This is a genomic window from Cellulosilyticum sp. WCF-2 (assembly GCF_003990395.1).
Classification (GTDB): Bacteria; Bacillota; Clostridia; order Lachnospirales; family Cellulosilyticaceae; genus Cellulosilyticum; species Cellulosilyticum lentocellum.
Map to the genome: position 1 here is coordinate 2376466 of NZ_CP034675.1, position 19944 is coordinate 2396409.

The 19944-nt window shown below is 32.8% G+C and carries 15 protein-coding genes and 1 riboswitch; all 15 genes read left to right on the forward strand.

Going from position 1 to position 19944, the window contains the following annotated elements; all coding sequences use genetic code 11:
* Positions 1 to 100 precede the first annotated feature (100 nt).
* The 15 genes from EKH84_RS10605 (at position 101) to prfA (ending at position 19839) form a co-directional block, all read left to right on the forward strand.
* The gene (locus tag EKH84_RS10605) at positions 101 to 1681 is read left to right on the forward strand and encodes a HAMP domain-containing sensor histidine kinase (protein ID WP_190283574.1); all 1581 of its coding nucleotides are present in this window, start codon (positions 101 to 103) and stop codon (positions 1679 to 1681) included.
* A gap of 18 nt (positions 1682 to 1699) precedes the next feature.
* Positions 1700 to 3211, forward strand: coding sequence for a sensor histidine kinase (locus EKH84_RS10610; RefSeq protein WP_127066270.1), 1512 nt, complete (start codon positions 1700 to 1702; stop codon positions 3209 to 3211).
* Positions 3212 to 3279: 68 nt separating this feature from the next.
* The gene (locus EKH84_RS10615) at positions 3280 to 5415 is read left to right on the forward strand and encodes a Tex family protein (protein WP_127066271.1); all 2136 of its coding nucleotides are present in this window, start codon (positions 3280 to 3282) and stop codon (positions 5413 to 5415) included.
* A 54-nt stretch (positions 5416 to 5469) separates the two neighbouring features.
* Positions 5470 to 5592: riboswitch (FMN riboswitch) on the forward strand.
* 110 nt (positions 5593 to 5702) lie between these two features.
* Positions 5703 to 6329 (forward strand): ECF transporter S component, encoded by a 627-nt coding sequence (locus tag EKH84_RS10620; RefSeq protein WP_127066272.1) that lies wholly within the window; start codon positions 5703 to 5705, stop codon positions 6327 to 6329.
* Positions 6330 to 6510: 181 nt separating this feature from the next.
* On the forward strand, positions 6511 to 6930 hold the full coding sequence (tsaE, locus tag EKH84_RS10625) for a tRNA (adenosine(37)-N6)-threonylcarbamoyltransferase complex ATPase subunit type 1 TsaE (RefSeq protein WP_127066273.1): 420 nt from the start codon (positions 6511 to 6513) through the stop codon (positions 6928 to 6930).
* Positions 6931 to 6937: 7 nt separating this feature from the next.
* A complete protein-coding gene (tsaB, locus tag EKH84_RS10630; RefSeq protein ID WP_127066274.1) occupies positions 6938 to 7648 on the forward strand; it encodes a tRNA (adenosine(37)-N6)-threonylcarbamoyltransferase complex dimerization subunit type 1 TsaB in 711 nt (236 codons plus the stop codon).
* On the forward strand, positions 7629 to 8072 hold the full coding sequence (rimI, locus tag EKH84_RS10635; protein ID WP_207669765.1) for a ribosomal protein S18-alanine N-acetyltransferase: 444 nt from the start codon (positions 7629 to 7631) through the stop codon (positions 8070 to 8072). The genes tsaB and rimI overlap by 20 nt, the downstream gene beginning before the upstream one ends.
* A gap of 213 nt (positions 8073 to 8285) precedes the next feature.
* A complete protein-coding gene (locus EKH84_RS10640; RefSeq protein ID WP_127066275.1) occupies positions 8286 to 10496 on the forward strand; it encodes a copper amine oxidase N-terminal domain-containing protein in 2211 nt (736 codons plus the stop codon).
* A 152-nt stretch (positions 10497 to 10648) separates the two neighbouring features.
* Entirely contained in the window at positions 10649 to 12991 is a 2343-nt protein-coding gene (locus EKH84_RS10645) for an ATP-binding protein (protein ID WP_190283575.1), read from the forward strand.
* Between the two features lie 170 nt (positions 12992 to 13161).
* Entirely contained in the window at positions 13162 to 14865 is a 1704-nt protein-coding gene (locus EKH84_RS10650; protein ID WP_127066277.1) for a GGDEF domain-containing phosphodiesterase, read from the forward strand.
* A 116-nt stretch (positions 14866 to 14981) separates the two neighbouring features.
* On the forward strand, positions 14982 to 16349 hold the full coding sequence (gene rho, locus EKH84_RS10655) for a transcription termination factor Rho (protein WP_127066278.1): 1368 nt from the start codon (positions 14982 to 14984) through the stop codon (positions 16347 to 16349).
* Between the two features lie 126 nt (positions 16350 to 16475).
* Positions 16476 to 16676 carry a 50S ribosomal protein L31 gene (rpmE, locus tag EKH84_RS10660; RefSeq protein WP_013656649.1) on the forward strand — a complete coding sequence of 67 codons (201 nt, stop codon included), beginning with the start codon at positions 16476 to 16478 and terminating at the stop codon, positions 16674 to 16676.
* Positions 16677 to 16926: 250 nt separating this feature from the next.
* Positions 16927 to 17850 (forward strand): DUF1385 domain-containing protein, encoded by a 924-nt coding sequence (locus EKH84_RS10665; RefSeq protein WP_127066279.1) that lies wholly within the window; start codon positions 16927 to 16929, stop codon positions 17848 to 17850.
* Entirely contained in the window at positions 17837 to 18709 is an 873-nt protein-coding gene (gene prmC, locus EKH84_RS10670) for a peptide chain release factor N(5)-glutamine methyltransferase (protein WP_127066280.1), read from the forward strand. Before EKH84_RS10665 ends, prmC begins: the two co-directional genes overlap by 14 nt.
* A 56-nt stretch (positions 18710 to 18765) precedes the next feature.
* Positions 18766 to 19839, forward strand: coding sequence for a peptide chain release factor 1 (prfA, locus tag EKH84_RS10675; RefSeq protein ID WP_013656652.1), 1074 nt, complete (start codon positions 18766 to 18768; stop codon positions 19837 to 19839).
* Positions 19840 to 19944: the final 105 nt, after the last annotated feature.

Consider the following 19944-nt stretch of genomic DNA (forward strand, 5'->3'; position numbering starts at 1 on the left):
TAAAAATTGTAAAAAATAAAGAATAATGTTAATATATAATAAAATTACAGTTATAGAAATAAATAAGATGTATAGTTTGAGGATAAAGAGGGGAATAGATTTGAAAAAAAATCTAGAAATTATAAGTATTATTGCTGTAGGGTTTGTTTACTTAATAGGCATTACAAAATTACAAATTTCATATGAACAAAGTGTATTACTTACTAAATATACTTGCGATTTTTTGAAAATTATCTTTGCTACAAGTATGTTAATTGTAGCATTGAATAATTTAGATACAGCAGAAAACTTTAGACCAAGCTATTTGGCGATTAGTTATTTTTTACTTATTTTCGCAATGATTATTTCTTTAGATTTATATAATAATGGCGTTAACTGGCAACACAATATAAAATATTTAAAAATGAGATGGATTATTAGTTTATCTGAGATTCTATGGGTTCTTATTTGTGTATTGTTCATTACATCAAAAGTTCAAATGATCAAATGGATAAAATATGAAGTGTTATTGATTAGCATAATGTGTATTTATTTATTTTCTGAGTATACACCAATAGATTTTTTAGTGCGTCAATATAGATATGAAAGTCTTAGTATTGTTGCACATGTTTTTAGTTTATTAATACTTATATTAGGGAACATAGTTTGTATTAATAAGGTTAAATCTCATGTTCAAATATTTAAGTATTATTGGTGTGTATTTATGACCTTACAAGTGATATCTCATGGCTTATTAATTGTATTTAGTATAAACGGATCTTTAATAAGTTTTGTGGTAGGACAAATAGCTTCTGTTATATGTTATATTTGTATTCTGAATTTTATTGAGCATATCACACTGACTATAGTATGGAAAGAAATGGATCAAGGTATAGATATCAAGAAAGAACAATTAGATGAAGAGGATTTTGAAAATCAATTACTTATTAAATCTGCTAATATTATTGAGAAAGAAGTAAAGAAGATTAATGCAAAAGCTCAGCAGCTAAAGATAAAATTAGAATCAGGAACTTGCTATCCTAATATTAGATATGTAGAAAAAATCTCAAACAACTGTAATAGATTAACAAAACTTAGTAAAAACATATTAGACTTAAATAATATTGAAAAAGGAAAGGTTAGTATTTGTCTTCAAATAACTAATCTTTCAGAGCTAGTAGAAATAATCATTGCATCCATAGAGCCTTATATGGAACGACTAGGGATTACGTTAGAATATAAAATGAATAAACATCCCATTTATTGTGATATAGACTGTGAAGCTATAGAACGTGTTGTGCTTAATCTTATATCGAATGCCATTAAGTATAATAAACAAAAAGGAAGTATTCAAGTTTATGTAACTGAAAAAAGACAAAGAGCTTTTTTATGTGTTAAAGATACAGGGATTGGTATTCCAAAAGAAAAACTTCAAACTATTTTTAATCGCTTTGAGCGAGGGGATTCGGGGCTTGCTAGAATACAAGAGGGAAGTGGATTAGGATTAGCTATAGTCAAATCAATTATTGAGATACATAGAGGTGAGATTAAGATTCTTAGTACAGAAAATAAAGGAACTTTAGTAAGTATTAGCTTACCAATTTGTGATAGTAATAAGATAGAAGCCTATAAAGCACTTAAAGCAGATGAAAAAGTCCTACAAAAGAAAATAGAAGTAGAATTTTCCGATTTAGGTATGTAACAATAGGGGAGTTAAAAAATGAATGAAACCCATAAGGAAATGATGATTGAATGGTTGGCAGTTGCTCTACTTTATGTAGTGATAAAAGTATGTTTCAGTACGAGTAGTATATATTTTTTTCAATTCGTATTTGGCATTATAGGAACGACTCTTAGTATGGGAGCGTATTTGATTACTAATCAACAAAAGAACAAGATTAATATATTAAAAATTATTTCTGTTACAGCTATTTATAAGAATATGGTCATTATTTTTATATTTGTAACCCTATTATTAGAAATTAATGTTCCTTTTAATGCTATAAATGCAAGAATACAATTAAACCTACTGGATTTATGGTGTATTTGTGTTTGCTATATATGGTTATTTAAGCGTATAGGTGCAATAGGGTGTGTCATATTAATAAGTTTAGGCTTTTGTGTTGTTACTTTCTCCGGCTTTATATTCCCAATTGTAGGGCAATCTACAAGCTACATAGGAGGCAAGGTGATTTTAGAAGGACTTATGATACTTATTGGTATTTTCTGCTTAATCATAGTTGTTTTATATAAAGATAGATATAAATCTAAGAGTTATCAGGCCTTTTTCCTTTTTTTAATTTGCAAAGTAATCAACCATTTCATGATGTCCTATCAATATATAAGCCAAGATACCTTATTATTACCACCCTTTATATTACTTGGTACTATGGAGTATTATTATATTTTAAAATGTGCTTATTTAGCTTGCTGGAAAGAGCCATGGAGAGAAAAGGTAACTAACTTAAGTAAAGCTGAGTACAGCCTTAATGACAATGCGTATTATCGTGATATGATTGTAAACTTATCCCATGAGCTAAAAACACCTATTAATGTGATTAATAGCGCTACTGACTTATTAAGATTGGATTTCGGAAATCAAAAAGAAGTTATGGAAGATTTAAAAGAAATGAGAAGGTACTGCAATGAGACAATGAGAATCATAAGAAATATGATAGATATTCATAAATTGCGAGGCGGTTATATCGAAGTTATTTATAACAAGTATAACCTTGTAGCACTTGTGGAAAATGTAGTAGAGGCCTATTCTAAAGAATATGCAGATGCAAATCTTATTTTTAATCCCGAGCAAGAAGAAATTTATAATCAGGTGGATAAACAGCTTTTTCAGCAAATAATGATGTATTTGATTTATGCTACATTTAAGACGAGAAAAGATAAGGGTGAAATTTATATAGAAATGAAGGATTTATTAGAGGATGAGATACAAATTAAGTTATCTCATTCACAAGTGGGATCTATTGAAGAGTACATCATACATCAGGATGAAGTTGAAACGTATAATGCTGATAGTATCATGGCAGTAGAATTATTTTACTATATACTTAAATTACATGAGAGTCATATTAAAGTTAGAAGAGAAGATGAAGCAATGGAACTTACCTTATATATAAGAAAAAGTAGGCTCAAAGAAGTAGAAGAAGTGATATTAGAAGAAAACAATATAGATGACTTAATAGGCACTATTAAGTCTCATTATGTTATAGAGTAGACTATATTTTAAAATTGTTTTATGGTAGGATAAGGTAACAACAAGGAAAAGTAAGGAGAATAGTTAAAATGAACATTGTACAGATTTTGCAAGATGAATTGCAAATTAAGAGAACACAAGTAGAAAATACGATTAAGCTCATTGATGAAGGAAACACAATTCCTTTTATTGCACGATATAGAAAGGAGTTAACAGGGGGACTTAATGATGAGATACTTCGTCAATTTGGAGAACGCTATACCTACTTGCAAAACCTGTTAGCACGTAAAGAGCAAGTACTTAAAAGTATAGAGGAGCAAGGAAAGCTGACAGTAGAATTAAGACAAGCTATCGAAATGGCTACTACAGCTACAGAGGTAGAAGATTTATATTTACCTTATCGTCCGAAGAAACGTACAAGAGCCACAATTGCTAAAGAAAGAGGATTAGAACCTTTAGCAGAATTGATAAAAATGCAACAAGTATCAGATATTGAGACTATAGCAAAAGATTATATAGATGAAGAAAAAGGCGTAGGTGATGTGAAGGCGGCCTTAGAAGGTGCAAAAGACATCTTAGCTGAAGAAATATCTGATCGTGCAGACTTAAGAGGATATATTAGAAAAGCAACTTTTAGCAAAGGTCTTATAGTGACTAAAGCTAAAGATGAAAAAGAACAAACTGTTTATGATATGTACTATGACTATAATGAAAAGTTAAGTAATATGCCAGGACATCGTATCTTAGCTATTAATCGAGGAGAAAAAGAAAAGGTACTGACCGTTAAAATAGAAGCACCAGTAGAAGAAATCATGACTTATTTAGAACATCAAGTCATTATAAAGGAAAGTACAACGCATCTATTATTAGAAGAAATGCTTCAAGATAGTTATAAGAGACTCATTGCACCAGCAATTGAACGTGATATTAGAAATGAGCTAACAGCAAAAGCAGAAGATGGTGCATTAGAGGTATTTAAGAAAAATCTTTATCAACTTTTAATGCAAGCCCCTATTAAGGGACATCAAGTAATGGGGATAGACCCAGCTTTTAGAACAGGATGTAAAATAGCTGTTGTAGATGAGACGGGAAAGAAACTAGATAAGACAGTTGTATTTCCTACAGCACCTCAAAATAAAACAGAAGAAGCTAAGGTGGTATTAAAGGATTTAATTAAAAAATATAAGGTTGATCTTTTATCTATTGGTAATGGTACTGCTTCTAGAGAAACAGAAAAGTTCGTAGCTGATATGTTAAAAGAAATAAATGAAACGATTCATTATGTTATTGTTAATGAAGCAGGTGCATCTGTTTATTCTGCATCAGCTTTAGCAACTGAGGAGTTTCCTAATGATGATGTAGGCGTAAGAAGTGCAGTATCTATTGCTAGAAGACTTCAAGACCCATTGGCTGAACTCGTTAAGATTGATCCTAAAGCAATAGGTGTGGGTCAATACCAACATGATATGAATCAAAAACGTCTAGAGGAGTCCTTAGGTGGCGTAGTAGAAAGTGCAGTAAATGAAGTAGGTGTGGATATTAATACAGCTTCAGCTTCCTTATTGCAATATGTAGCAGGCATTAAGAAAACTGTTTCACAGAATATTATTGCTTATAGAGAAGAAGTAGGAGCTTTTAAAAGCCGTAGTGAGATTAAGAAAGTAAAAGGGCTAGGTCCTAAAGTGTTTGAACAATGTGCAGGTTTCCTTCGTATTACTAATGGAAAAAACTTTTTAGATGCTACAGGAGTTCATCCAGAATCTTATGCAGTGGCAGAGGAATTACTTAAAGTAGTTGGATATGGAAAAGATGAATTAAAAGCCAGAAATTTTAAAAATCTACATGAGAAAGTTGGTAATATTGAAATTTTAGCAGAGCAATTAGGTACAGGTGTACCTACGCTACAAGATATTATTAAAGAATTAGAAAAGCCTGGACGTGATCCTCGCGAAGATATGCCAAAACCTATTCTTCATAGTGAAATCTTAGAAATCAAGGATTTAAAGGAAGGTATGAAGTTAAAAGGAACAGTACGTAATATTGTAGATTTTGGTGCATTTATTGATATTGGTGTGCATCAAGATGGTTTAGTGCATATTTCTCAAATGAGTAATAAATTTATCAAACATCCTTTAGAAGTAGTTAAAGTAGGAGATATTGTCGAGGTATCTATTTTATCTGTAGACACTATTAAAAATAAAATTGCATTAAGCATGAAATCCTAACTTGTAAAAACAAAAAAAGTATGTTAATATTTATGCAAGTAAATAAAAGGTAACACAATTCTTCGGGGCAGGGTGAAATTCCCTACCGGCGGTGATAGTCCGCGACTGCATCTTATGGTGCACTGACTTGGTGAAATTCCAAGACCGACAGTAAAGTCTGGATGGTAGAAGAGTTATAAGATCTACCTATTAAAGTGTATTTTAATGGTAAGAATTATAGCAACCCAAAAGAAGAATGGGTTGCTTTTTTATTGCTAAAACTACATAGTATTAGGAGGCATATCAATATGCAAAATGAAAAGAAACTATTTACCACACAAAATATGATGAGGATGGCACTATTATCAGTTATAGCAGTGCTGTTAATGCAATTTGGTGCACTTAAGCTCCCTATGATTTTCCCTAGTTTTTTAGAACTAGATTTTAGTGAAGTGCCAGCCATTATTGGGGTATTAACGATTCATCCATTAGCAGGTTTCGTTATTGTTATCTTAAAAAATATTTTGAAAGTAGTCCTTTTCCAAACTAATACGGCTTATGCAGGAGAATTAGCTAATATGGTTGTGTCTTTAGGCTACATTTTACCTCTTTCATTGATGGTTATGAAAAAAAGGGATTTCAAGACCATTACTATAGGTATTTGTATAGGAATCATTGGCTTGACTCTAGCAGGTGCTATAGTGAATTATTTTATTACAATTCCTATGTATGCAAAGTTATTTATGCCAATGGATGCTATTATTGGTATGGGAAATGCTATTTATTCAGGTATAGTAGATAAAGGAACTCTTATTCTTTATTCTTTCATTCCTTTTAACTTACTAAAAGGTAGTGTTGTATCTGTTGTAAGTATTATTATTGTAAAAGGCTTACAACCTGTTATTAAGCATTTCGGTTACCATATACGCGGATAGTCATTGAGTTAAAGAATACAGACACAAAAAGAAGCTACATGAAGAGATTTAATCTTCTGATGTGGCTTCTTTTTATATTTCTCTTATCATTTATTAGTTAATATTTCTTGCTAGGTGTTGAAAGTTTAAGTAAGCCGTATTAAAATGATGAAGTGTGACACGTTGAGAGAGGAAAAAAATCATGACAGTTTATGAAAGTAATAGTGAAAAACAAACCTTTGATATTGGTTATGAATTAGCAGTAGCAAGTAAAAAGGGAGCAATTTATTGTTTAATAGGAGATTTGGGTGTAGGTAAAACTGTTTTTTCAAAAGGCTTCGCAGAAGGATTAGGTATTACAGAACCCATTACAAGCCCTACTTTTACTATTGTACAAGTTTATGATGGAGAAAAACCACTCTATCATTTTGATATGTACCGTATAGAAGATCCAGATGAACTTGAAATGATAGGATATGAGGATTACTTCTATGGACAAGGAGTATGTTTAGTGGAATGGGCTAATAATGTATCTGATGTCATTCCTAAAGAAGCTATTTGGATTGATATAGAGAAAGACTTAGAAAAAGGTTTTGATTATAGAAAAATAACAATAAGGTAGGTGGCGTATGAATTTGTTAGCAATAGATGCATCAGGCATTGCAGGAAGTGTTGCTTATATTAAAGAAGATCGTTTAGTAGGGGAGTACTATATTTGTGATAAATTGACTCATTCACAAACGATCATGCCTATGCTAGAGCATATGAGAACATTACTTGAGATAGATTTAGAGACTTTAGATGCTGTTGCTGTAACAAGTGGCCCAGGATCATTTACCGGATTGAGAATAGGCGTGACAACTGCAAAAGCACTAGCGTTGGCTTTAGATTTACCTATTATAGGAATACCAACCCTAGATGTTATAGCACATAATATGACACATACCCAGCATCTTATCTGTCCTATTATGGATGCTAGACGAAATCAAGTTTATACAGCCTTGTATAAGTGGGAAGCAGAGGAACTTATAAAACTTACTGAGTATAAGGCTTGTGATATGGATGAACATTTAGAAGAACTAAAGCAAAAAATGGACAAAATCATTTTCTTGGGTGATGGTGTTGATACTTATGCTCAGAAAATCAAAGAAGTTCTAGGTGAAAGAGCACTTTTTGCACCTGCATTTTTAAATCTACAACATGCAAGTACTCTAGCAGAAGTAGCTGGGACGTATTTTAAAAAGGGTGAAGTAGTAGATGCTTCAGAATTTGTTCCTATGTACTTACGTAAATCTCAAGCTGAAAGAGAGAAAGAAGAACGTGAAAAACGTAAATGTTAGAAAGATGACTATAGAGGATGTTAAAGCTATTTACGATTTATCAAAGGCGTGTTTTAGTATACCTTGGTCATTCGAAGCGCTGACAAAAGAATTAAGTAATCCTTTAGCTGAATATCAGATAGCAGAAATAGATGGGCAGATTATAGGTTATGGTGGTCTATGGTGTGTTATGGATGAAGGCGAAATAACTAATATTGCAGTAGATGGTGATTATCGAAGGCAAGGTATAGGGGAAGCTATTTTAGAAGCATTATTGCAAATAGCTAAGCAAAAAAGGCTGACAATAGTACACCTAGAAGCAAGGGTCAGTAATGTGGCTGCTAAAGGATTATATGAAAAGTTTGGATTTCATCAAATCGCTATAAGAAAAAATTATTATCAGCAACCTATTGAAGATGCCATTATTATGCAATATAAATTTTAAAGGGAAATATCATTTCTTACATTAAATATCAAGGAATGATACTTCCCTTTTTATTTGTCTTTATTGTATTACAGATAGATTACAGTTTCACAACAGACAAGCATAAAAATTAAAAAGTTAATGATTTATGCTATAATGAATAAAGTCCAAAATAATATGCGAAAGAAAACAAGAAGGTTACAAGATAAAAACTAGAAAATAAAGGAGTTTGCTATGAAAAGAAAGTTAAATTGTTTAATAGTTGCAGTAAGCTTATTGTTAAGTAACAATGTAGTATGGGGAGCAGAAACGACTATAACAGTTCCACAAACGATTACTGCAACTGAAAATACTAATGAAGAAAATCAGTTAGAAGTATTAACAGAACAGGAAATAACACCAGAACAAGAAGCTAGTCCACAGCCTACTGAAGAACCTAGCTTACCAAGTGAAGAACCAGAACAACCAAGTTACATTAAAGGTGATCAGATTGTACTTACTTTAGATAAGAATACTGCTACTGTAAATGACAATCCATATACTTTAAACACCGCACCTATTGCTATAGAAGGAAGGACTTATTTGCCGCTTAGATTTATTGTAGATCAAGTACTACAAGCAGAGCTTAAATGGGAGCCGGAAAAGGGAACCATTACAGTAACCAAAGAAGGCAAAGAAATTGTGGTGACGATTGGTCAAACTACTGCTCTGGTAGATGGGGTAGCTGTTAATCTAGATGCACCACCTATCGTAAAAAATGGTTCAACTTTATTGCCACTTAGATTTATGAGCGATCATTTTAATATAAGTATTACCTATGATAAAGCCACTAAGATGATTACATTAACTGGACCAGACAAAGGGCCTAATACAAAACCTATAGCAGGCTTTACCTTTTCAAAGCCTAGCTATGTAGCAGGCCAAGTTGTAAGTGCTACAAGTACTAGTTATGATCCCGATGGGCATAAATTAGTAGATAAATTATGGAGTGTAGTAGGAGAAAAAACACTAACCAATAAAGAATTAAGTAATATGTTTAAGACACCTAGAGCTGGTGTTTATACTATAGGCCTTCAAGTGCAAGATCAATATGGGCTTTGGAGTGATTGGACTTATCAAGAAATTACTATTTTACCTAATGAAGCCCCAGTTATTACCTATTTAGGTACAGAAAAAAAAGAGTATGCACAAGGTGAAGATATTAGTTATCAGTTCTTTTATAACAATGAGGATTGGGAAGCTATTACAAATCAAAAATGGACTTATCGTAAAGAAGGTGAACCTGTATCAAAAGCTATTTTAGGTAAGCCAGATGCTTTATTTACAGAAGGAACTTACATTATTAGTCTCCAATTAGATGATGCTTATGGTAATAGAAGTGAATTAGTAGAAACAAGTGTACATATTACAGATGAAGTAGTTAAGAAGGAATTAGCTTTTCGTTTTACAGAGGGACATGTAGGAGACATTATTGATAATTACCAAGGATTTAATTATCGTGATTATAAAGATATAGAGGTACTAAATAAAACAACCGTACCCGGTACCATGTTAATGAGTGACTCCCCTGAGGTCGTATCTAGAGAAGGTATTCTTTATAGAGATAGCATAAAAGGGGCAGGTAGAATATTATTACATCATATTAATAATTTTAGTGAAATGAGTACTATGGGTGGTAATAAACGCCTTGTTATAGTAGCTGAAAACAAAACAGCTGTACCTGTTACAGTTAATTTAAGTAATAAAACGATTAGAGGACCTGTAAATGATATTTTATATTTAGGTCAAAAGATGTTAAATGATTATTTGACAGGAAGTGGTACAGAAACAATAACATTAGCTCCAGGCGAAAAGCAATATATTTATGATTCAGGTACAAAATGGATTAAAGGAAGTTGTATATCTGGGCTAATGGATGTTAACACAACAGGAGATGTTACTTTTACTATTGCTTCAGTATCAGCAGGGAGTACTCTTAGTAGTATGGATGGAATGGAACTTTTTTTAAAGGAAGTACATCCTAGAGGAACCTTTGACACAACTGGGATTAACTATTCGATAGTATTAGACGGAAGTATACCAGAAAAGCTACTCATTGGGACAGGAGAAGAAGAATGGGTAAAAGGTTATGATGCTCTATCTAATGAACCTGCTCAAAACAAGGGGAATTTTGGGGTGTCTTATTATATTACTATTACGGCTAAAGAAGATACAGGTATTATCCTTAATCCGAGAGCAGATATGTTTAGAGGCGCTATTGAGTGGCAGAATATGGGTGTCTATAATATACCAACGGTAGGTAATATCTATAGTAATACAGCAAAAGCAGTTTCGTTAGGAACAATTAAGGCAGGAGAAACTAAAACAATTGAGTATATGTTACCAAATGGTTCTTCCGCACCAGTACTTTTAGGATTTATACCAGCAAGTTACTGGGATAACTAGTTAGAGCAAATAAATAAGCAGCTTAGAAAATAGAGGGGATATCCCCTCTATTTTTGCTTAATTGTCAAATTTACAGAAAAAAAATAAAATAATGTAATAAGTGCGAAATAATATAGGCCCCGATGAATATAGTAATAGCAGGGGGGGATTATATGAACAGCAGTAAAGAGCTAAAGTGGCATGAACTAAAACGTTTATACCAACCTTCTGATTTTTCTTTTCTTACAACAGATGAAGTTAAACCTTGTGAGACAGTTATTGGTCAGGAAAATGCCCTGCAGATGATTCAAAAAGCACTTCAGATTGAAGCTAAGGGATTTAATCTTTATATTTGTGGTGCAGATAGTGAGGAAAAAGAACGAGCAATTAAAGAGGAACTTCAAAAAGTAGCTAAGCAAAAAAGTATCCCTCTTGCTATGGGGTATGTTCATAATTTTTCTAATCCAGAGGAGCCTTGTTTAATTGAACTCAAAGCTGAGGTAGCATGGCAATTAAAAGATGATATACAAGAAATGATAGCTTTTATTATCGAAGAACTACCTAAAAAGCTTAAAACTCCTGAAACTGAGAAAAAAAGAGAAATTTTAGTAGATGCATTTGAAAAGTATAAAAGTGAGCAAATGATGGCATTGAATGAACTAGCTGATAGCCATTATATGTTGGTAAAGACTACTAATGAAGGGATCTATTTTACGCCTAAAGATGAAGAAGGAAAGCCTATTTCAAAAAGTGAGTATAGTAATTTATCGATAGAAGAAAAAGAACAAATTCAAGCTAAGCTAGAAAAGCTTTATGAAGCGGCTGAATCTATCAATAAGAATATTGAAGAAGAAGAAGAAAAATATCTGCAGCTTTTTAAAGATATTAATCAAGAAATTGTATTACAAGAGATAGGAAGATTAATTAAATATTTACAAGAGAGGTATGGGGATACTCCAAAGCTTATAAGTTATTTTAATGGAATTGCCGAAGACTTACTAGGACATCTGGAATTAATAAGTGGTACAGAGGATGAAGAGAAAGATAGTCTTAAAGAAATGTTTCCTTGGCTGGGGGGGAATGGGATAGATAAATTAACAAAGAAGTATGTGTTTAACCTAATTGTCTCTCAAGAGAATATAAATGGTGCTCCTGTAATTGTAGATGATGAGTGGCCACACCTTAACCTAACAGGACGCTTGCTATTTGATACAGAGCTTAACACAGTTCATAGTGATTTTTCGCAAATAAGAGCAGGTCTACTTCACTATGCTAACGGAGGTTATTTAGTTTTGCATATGCAAAGGTTAGTTGAGAATCCTAACATGTGGATTAGCTTAAAAAGAGCATTAAAAACAGAGAAGATACGTGTGGAAGGAAATGAAGAGTTAAATATTGCATTATCCAATCCTATAAGACCTGAGGCTACCTGGGCTAATGTTAAGGTTGTTTTATTAGGAAGCGAAGAACTTTATCATATGCTATATGAGGCGGATGATGATTTTAAAAAGTTGTTTAAAGTGCATGCTTATTTTGAATCAGAATTATCTAGTGATATAGAAACTATTAAAAAATTAGCAGGCGCCATTAGCTATGTGTGTAGAAAAGAACACTTACCAAAAGTAACGATTGAAGGAATACTCAAACTTGTAGAATATGGAAATAGACAGCAGGAAACTATAACTAAGTTACCAAGTGACATTGATAGTTTAGTGGATATCTTAAGAGAGGCAACCCTATATGCGCAAGAATCTATTGATGATAAGTGTATACAAATGGCACTAAAAAGTCACAATAATTATTCTCTAAAAATACAAGAAAAAATAGATGAACAATTTAAAGATGAGTCGTATTTAATTACTACAGAAGGAGAACGAATAGGTCAAGTCAATGGTTTGGCAGTTTATCATGTACTAAAATATAGCTTTGGGAGGCCAATCAAGATTACAGTAACCACTTATAGAGGAAAGCAAGGTATTGTAGATATAGAAAAGCAAGCTGAATTAAGTGGTGCTATTCATACCAAAGGTATTCATATTATAACAGGTTTTTTGGGGTATGAATTTGCTCAAGATATTCCCCTATCTTTAAGTTGTAATATTTGCTTTGAGCAGAGTTATGGACAGATAGACGGTGATAGTGCATCAAGTGCGGAGTTATATGGTGTATTATCAAGTTTAGCAGAACTTCCTATTAAGCAAAGTTTAGCAACTACAGGTTCTATTAATCAATTTGGAGAGATACAGCCTATTGGTGGCGTTAATGAAAAAATAGAGGGATTTTTTAAAGTGTGTCAACAAAGAGGTCTAAAGGGAAATGAGGGAGTCATTATTCCAAAGCAAAACATTAAGGATTTACTATTAAGAGAAGAAATTATAGAAGCTATTCACAAAGGAGAATTTCATATTTATCCCATTAGCCATGTGTGGGAGGGAATGGAACTGATGACTAATAAAGAGAAGCAAGAAATTATTATTTTAGTAAAAAATAAATTAAAAAAATTTAATGATAAATAAAGATTTGATGATTAATAAAGGAGGGTTGTAAATATAACTACAACACCTCCTTTATTAATCGTTAAATTTTTAGTTAAAGCATAATAAAAACTATTCTGTTAATATAAAACATGCTATAATTATTTAAAATATTATAATATTAATGTTGTGATTGTATAGCGAGGTGAAGTATGGGGCAGACACAAGAAGTTAATAAAGCTGTTTTAGCAGAAATATTAGAGAAAGTTATTGGAGAAATTGAAGATTGGGTTATTATTGGAGATAAATATGGTAAGATTATTTATGCCAATCAAACGGTCTATTTGGCATGCAATAGTGATAAGGATAAAGTATTAGGTGATGATATGTGTATGTTTGTAGGTATAGATTTATCCGATGATGTAACTTTACAGCATATACAAAACTTTATATATAATGGGGAACGCTTCGAGTTTGTCACCAATCGATTCGTGAAAGGAAATAAACGTATCTATCTTGCGAATACTTTAACGACTATCTGGGATGAAAAGGGGCTAGAATATTATGTTTGTTTATCCAAAGACATTACTAACACAGAGCAGTTAAAGGAAGAGGTATATAAGGCAAATTATTTTGACCCTTTAACACATTATCCTAATCAAAAAGTTTTTATTGAAAGTACGTTGAAACAAGTCAAAAAGTCAAAAAGCAATCATACACAATTTGCAGTTATTATTATTGACATTAAAGGGGTAGGCGAAATTAATAATGTATATGGGATGAATATTGGTGATCGTATTATAAAAGAGGTAGGAAAACGTATTAAAGAGCATCTTAATAATCATCAAGAAATCTTTAGATATAGTGGTAATAGCTTTGCTATTATCCAACAAGAGATTAGCAGCGAGCAGCAAGTGGCGGAATTTCTTCAACTATTACAAGTAGCTATGGAAGAGCCTATCAAGATTCATAACAGCTCCATGTACGTTGAATTTAGAGCAGGAGTATCTCTTTATACAGATAGTTCACTATTAGGTTATCAAGTTATTGAACAAGCACAAATTGCTTTAGCTAAAGCTAAAAAGGAATTAGGTTATACAACATATACCTTTTATACAAAAGGAATACAAGAAGAAGTGAAAAATAGCTTTTTCTTTGAAAAGGAACTTCAATTAGCAGTACAAAATGATGAGTTTATAGTTTATTATCAGCCTTTTGTAGAATTAGCTAGTGAAAACTTAGTAGGTATGGAGGCACTGCTTAGAAGAAAAAAAAGAAATGGAGAGATCGTTTCTCCAGCTAGCTTTATCGGTGCTTTAGAGAAGATGAACTTGATTGAAAAAGTAGGGATGAAAGTATTAGATAAAGTATGTCATCAGTTAAAGGAATGGCTTGAACGCGGCTATAATGTTGTTCCCGTATCTGTTAATTTATCAGCGCTACAATTTAAAAATCCTCATTTAGCTAAAAATATTAAAAAGGTTTTAGAAAGCTATGGTATTCCACCACGATATATTGTACTAGAAATTACAGAGACGATGGTTATGGAGGATATTGGGATTGCTCAATTGATTATTGAAGAACTTAAGAACTATGGGTTCGCTATTTCTATTGATGATTTTGGCACAGGATATGCTTCAATTGGATATTTAAAAAAGTTTATGTTTGACCATTTAAAAATTGATATTTCTTTTATTAGAGAAATAGTAGAAAATGCCGAGGATAGAGCAATTGTAGAAGCTATTATTGCGATTGCCAAGACCTTTAATTTACATACCATAGCAGAGGGGATTGAAAGTGAAGAACAACTTTATGTAATGAGTACTTTAGGTTGTGAGATGGGTCAAGGGTTCTTCTGGGATCGTCCTATTACAGCGCAGCAAATAGAAAACAAGTATCTAAAAGCTTGCTTATAGCTTGAGCAAGCTTTTTGTTAATCACTTTTTTCAGGGTGTGCTTGAAAAAAAACCTAGGGATATGATACACTAAGAAGAAAAGTGATAAATAGTTAAATCAAAGGAGTTATTAACGAATGAGTGATTGGGAAGAAATGACCTTAGTTCAGCTTCGAACAAAGGCTAAGGAGCTAGGCATGAAAAATATAAATAAAATGCGCAAAAGTGAGTTAGTGGCTAGCTTAAATAATAATAACTCCTCTTTTGTTGAGCCAGAAGAAGTGATCGTCGAAGAGATTATAGAAGAGCAGATAATACCGACAGAAGAAACAGAAGAACCCATGCTGACTCAAGATAACAATGAGGTTACCCACTTATCAAAAAGTGATCGTATGACAGGAGCAGGTATTTTGGAGATTATGGCAGATGGCTATGGCTTCTTAAGATCTCAAAACTTTATGCGCGGTGAAAATGATATTTATGTTTCAATTTCTCAAATCAGGCGTTTTAATTTAAAAACGGGTGATTGGATAGAAGGAGATATGAGAAAGCCTAAAGAAGGCGAGAAAGCAGGGGCTTTATTGTATGTGCATAAAGTGAATGGGGACAGGCCTGAAAAGGCTAAGTATCGCCCTAACTTTGAAACACTTACACCTGTATTTCCTAAAGAGAGACTTCAATTAGAAGTAGAGTCAGATATTCTATCTACACGTATTATTGATTTAATGGCACCTATAGGAAAAGGGCAAAGAGGGCTTATAGTAGCACCACCTAAAGCAGGTAAAACCATTTTGCTTAAGCAAATCGCTAATGCGATTACCTACAATCATCCAGATGTATCCTTGATTGTACTCCTAATAGATGAAAGGCCGGAAGAGGTAACGGATATTAGGCGTTCTATTCAAGGAAAAGATGTAGAAGTAATTGCGTCTACCTTTGATGAACCACCAGAACATCATAAACAAGTTATGGAAATGGTATTAGAACGTGCTAAAAGAATGGTGGAGCAAGGAAAAGATTTAGTCATTTTATTAGATAGTATTACACGTATGGCAAGAGCTTATAATTTAACCATTCCACCAAGTGGAAGAACACTTTCAGGTGGACTTGATCCTGCAGCGCTTCATATGCCAAAAAAATTCTTTGGAGCAGCTAGAAAGATTGAAAATGGTGGTAGCTTAACGATTTTAGGTACAGCTTTAGTAGAAACAGGAAGTAAAATGGATGATGTCATTTTCGAAGAGTTTAAAGGAACAGGTAATATGGAACTTGTACTAGATCGTTCTTTATCAGAAAGACGTATTTTTCCTGCTATTGATATCTACAAATCAGGAACACGCCGTGATGATTTACTTTTAACATCTGATGAAATGAATGTGGTTTATAATATTCGTAAAGATTTAAGTCGTAATCATACATCAGAGGTAATGGAGAATCTTATTAATTCTATGCTACGTTATACAAGTAACAAAGAATTTGTAGAACGCATGAAAAAAAGTACGTAAATTTCCGGTGAATTATAGGTAAGCTACTTGCAAACAGATATGGGACATGATATAATACCCATGTTGTCACAAAATTGCTAGAGTTAAAATTAACATAGAACAGTGTCATGAAAGAGGTGAATTTTAGTGAATAAAGAAATCCAACCAAAATATGAAGCAGTAACTGTTACTTGCAACGGTTGTGGGACTGTTATTGAAACACGTTCAACAAAAGAATCTATCAACGTTGAAGTATGTTCAAAATGTCATCCATTCTATACAGGTAAACAAAGAGCAGCAGCAGCTAAAGGTAGAATTGATAAATTCAACAAAAAATTCGGTATGTAAATATCACGATCAAGGGTTGAGAGGATGGTCTCAACCCTTTTTTTCTTTATCCAGTAACTAGTATCCATCATACACTATTTTTTCAGATAAGAGTAAAGGTTACTACGTCTAGGAATAAAGATTTCTGAATTTTAAATCGAAAATGACTATCGGAAATAAGAACTCTGTTTATTTAAAAATCACAGGTATTCATGTATAATAGAGAATGCAATATAAATAGAAAGATATTTTAGGATAAGGAGGTAAGGTGATGGCGAAAGTAAATATTGGTGGTCAAGCTGTATTAGAAGGCGTTATGATGAAAGGAAAAAGCTATTATGCAGTAGCTGTAAGAAAAGCCGACGGTGACATTGTTGTAGATTCTAAAAAATCAACAAGCATTATGGAGCGTGTAAAGATTTTTAAATGGCCTCTTTTAAGAGGGGTAGCAGTTTTTATAGAATCCCTTATTTTAGGAGTAAAAACCCTGAACTATTCAGCAGAACTTTATGGTGATGAAGAAGTTGAGGAGACTCCTAGTAAGTTTGAAATATGGTTATCCAATAAATTAGGTGAAAAAGGTGAGAAGATCATCATGGCACTTGTGATGGTGCTTTCTTTTGCACTATCTATCGGATTATTTATGGTATTACCTATGCTTTTAAGTGCATTACTTAAGCGTTTTATTGATATTAGCTTAGTGGTACAAAACTTAATTGAAGGTGCCATTCGTATTACATTATTTTTAGGGTATATGAAACTTGTTAGCAAAATGAGAGATATTAGACGTACCTTTGAATATCATGGAGCAGAGCATAAATGCATTAACTGCTTAGAACAAGATAAAGAACTTAATGTGGAAAATGTAAAAGGTTGTACAAGACTACATAAAAGCTGTGGAACCAGCTTTCTTTTTGTAGTAATGATTGTGAGTATTCTCGTGTATAGTGTTTTTACAACAGAAAGTGTATGGATAAGAACCGTTATTCGTATTGGCATGTTGCCTGTTATTGCAGGTATTTCTTATGAATTTATTAGATGGGCTAGATTAAAGCCTGAAAATAAATTGGCTAATTTACTAAGTAAGCCAGGTATGTGGCTTCAAAGAGAGTTTACAACAGCTGAACCAGATGATAAACAAATTGAAGTAGCTATTGCAGCTGTAGAAGGAGTTTTTAAACATGAGCCTATGTAACCCACAATCTATTTTTGAATGGATGAAGTGGGGCGAGGAAATTCTAGATGAAAAAGGTAGGCCAGATAGTGCTATAGATGCAAAGCTTTTAATGAAATATGTTTTGGCTTTTAATGAAACACAGCTGTTACTAGAAAGGCAAAAGAGGTTAGATGAGGGAATGCAGCAGATTTATAAATCACTTATTGAAAAGCGTAGTAGTGGCATTCCACTTCAACAACTTACTGGTACTCAAGAATTTATGGGATTAGAATTTCAGGTCAATGAGCATGTACTTATTCCTAGACAAGATACTGAGACTTTGATAGAAGAATTATTAGAGCAAAATAAGACTTTTTCTTTTAAGAGAGGAATAGATATAGGTACAGGAAGCGGGTGTATTAGCATAACACTAGCTTATTATATTAAAGAACTAACCATGTGTGCTATTGATATTTCAGAAGAAGCATTAAAGGTAGCCAGACATAATATTCAAAAGCATGATTTAGAAAAGCGTATATATACTTTAAAGAGTGACGTCTTAGAGAATTATGCCGAAGAAGAAAAGGTAGATTTAATTGTCTCTAATCCACCCTATATCTCAAAGGAAGAGGTAGAGACATTAATGATAGAAGTCATAGGTCATGAACCACGTGAGGCTTTAACAGATGAGGGTGATGGTTTAAGTTTTTATAAACGCATATCAAAAGCAGCTAAAAGCTATTTAAAAAAGGGTGGCGTTATTGCTTATGAAATAGGATATAATCAAGGTAAAGCGGTAACAACTATACTCAAAGAAGAAGGTTATAGCGATGTTAAACTCTTACCAGATTTGTCTGGTAATGACCGCGTCATTACAGCAAGATGGTTTATGAATTAATAGATAAATAATTTAAGGATATAAAAAGTAATCAATCAATAAAAAAGAGGTGTACTATGTTTGATCAATTACAAGAATTAGTAGATAAATATCACATCATCGGAGACCAGATTAGTCAACCAGAAGTTATTGCAGATCAAGAGAGATGGCAAAAGCTTATGAAAGAGCATAGTGATTTAAAAGAAATCGTTGAGAAATATGAAGAATATAAAGCAACTTTAGAAGCAATTGATGAAGCACTCATGATGCTAGATGATAACTTAGATGATGATTTTAGAGAACTTGTTAAAGAGGAGCTTGCAGAAAACAAAAAACGTGTAGAGCCTCTTGAAAATGAAATTAAGCTTTTACTTTTACCAAAGGATCCTAATGATGACAAAAATGTCATTATGGAAATCCGTGGTGGTGCTGGTGGTGATGAAGCAGCGCTATTTGCAGCAGAGCTGTATCGTATGTATTGCTATTATGCAGAAAGCCATCGTTGGAAGACAGAACTTATGTCTTTAAATGAAAATGGAATTGGTGGTTTTAAAGAAGTTATTTTCATGGTCAAAGGGCAAGGTGCTTATTCTAAACTAAAATACGAAAGTGGTGTACATCGTGTCCAACGTATCCCTGCAACTGAGTCAGGTGGACGTATTCATACTTCAACAGTAACTGTAGCTGTTATGCCAGAAGCAGAAGAACTAGATGTACAATTGGATATGAATGATGTACGTATTGATGTATGTAGAGCTTCAGGAAATGGTGGACAATGCGTTAATACTACAGACTCTGCTGTACGTGCACTTCACGTACCAACAGGACTTATGGTTTACTGTCAAGATGAAAAATCTCAGCTTAAGAATAAAGAAAAAGCACTTAAAATTCTTCGTACAAGACTTTTCGACTTAGAGCAAGCTAAAGCACATGCTGAAATGGCGGCAGAGAAGAAAAGCTTAGTGGGCACAGGAGACCGTAGTGAACGTATTAGAACTTATAACTTCCCGCAAGGGCGTGTAACAGACCATCGTGTAGGTTTGACACTTCATAAATTAGAGCAAGTTCTAGATGGTGACTTAGAAGAAATTATTTCTACTTTAACAACAGTAGACCAAACAGATAAATTAAAAGCAGTTACAAATGAATAACTAACAAAAAAGAACATTACTGTTAATAGTAATGTTCTTTTTTGTTGGTATAAGTCTACTTTTACATATTATACAAGTATAAATGACATATGGGACATTTTGCAA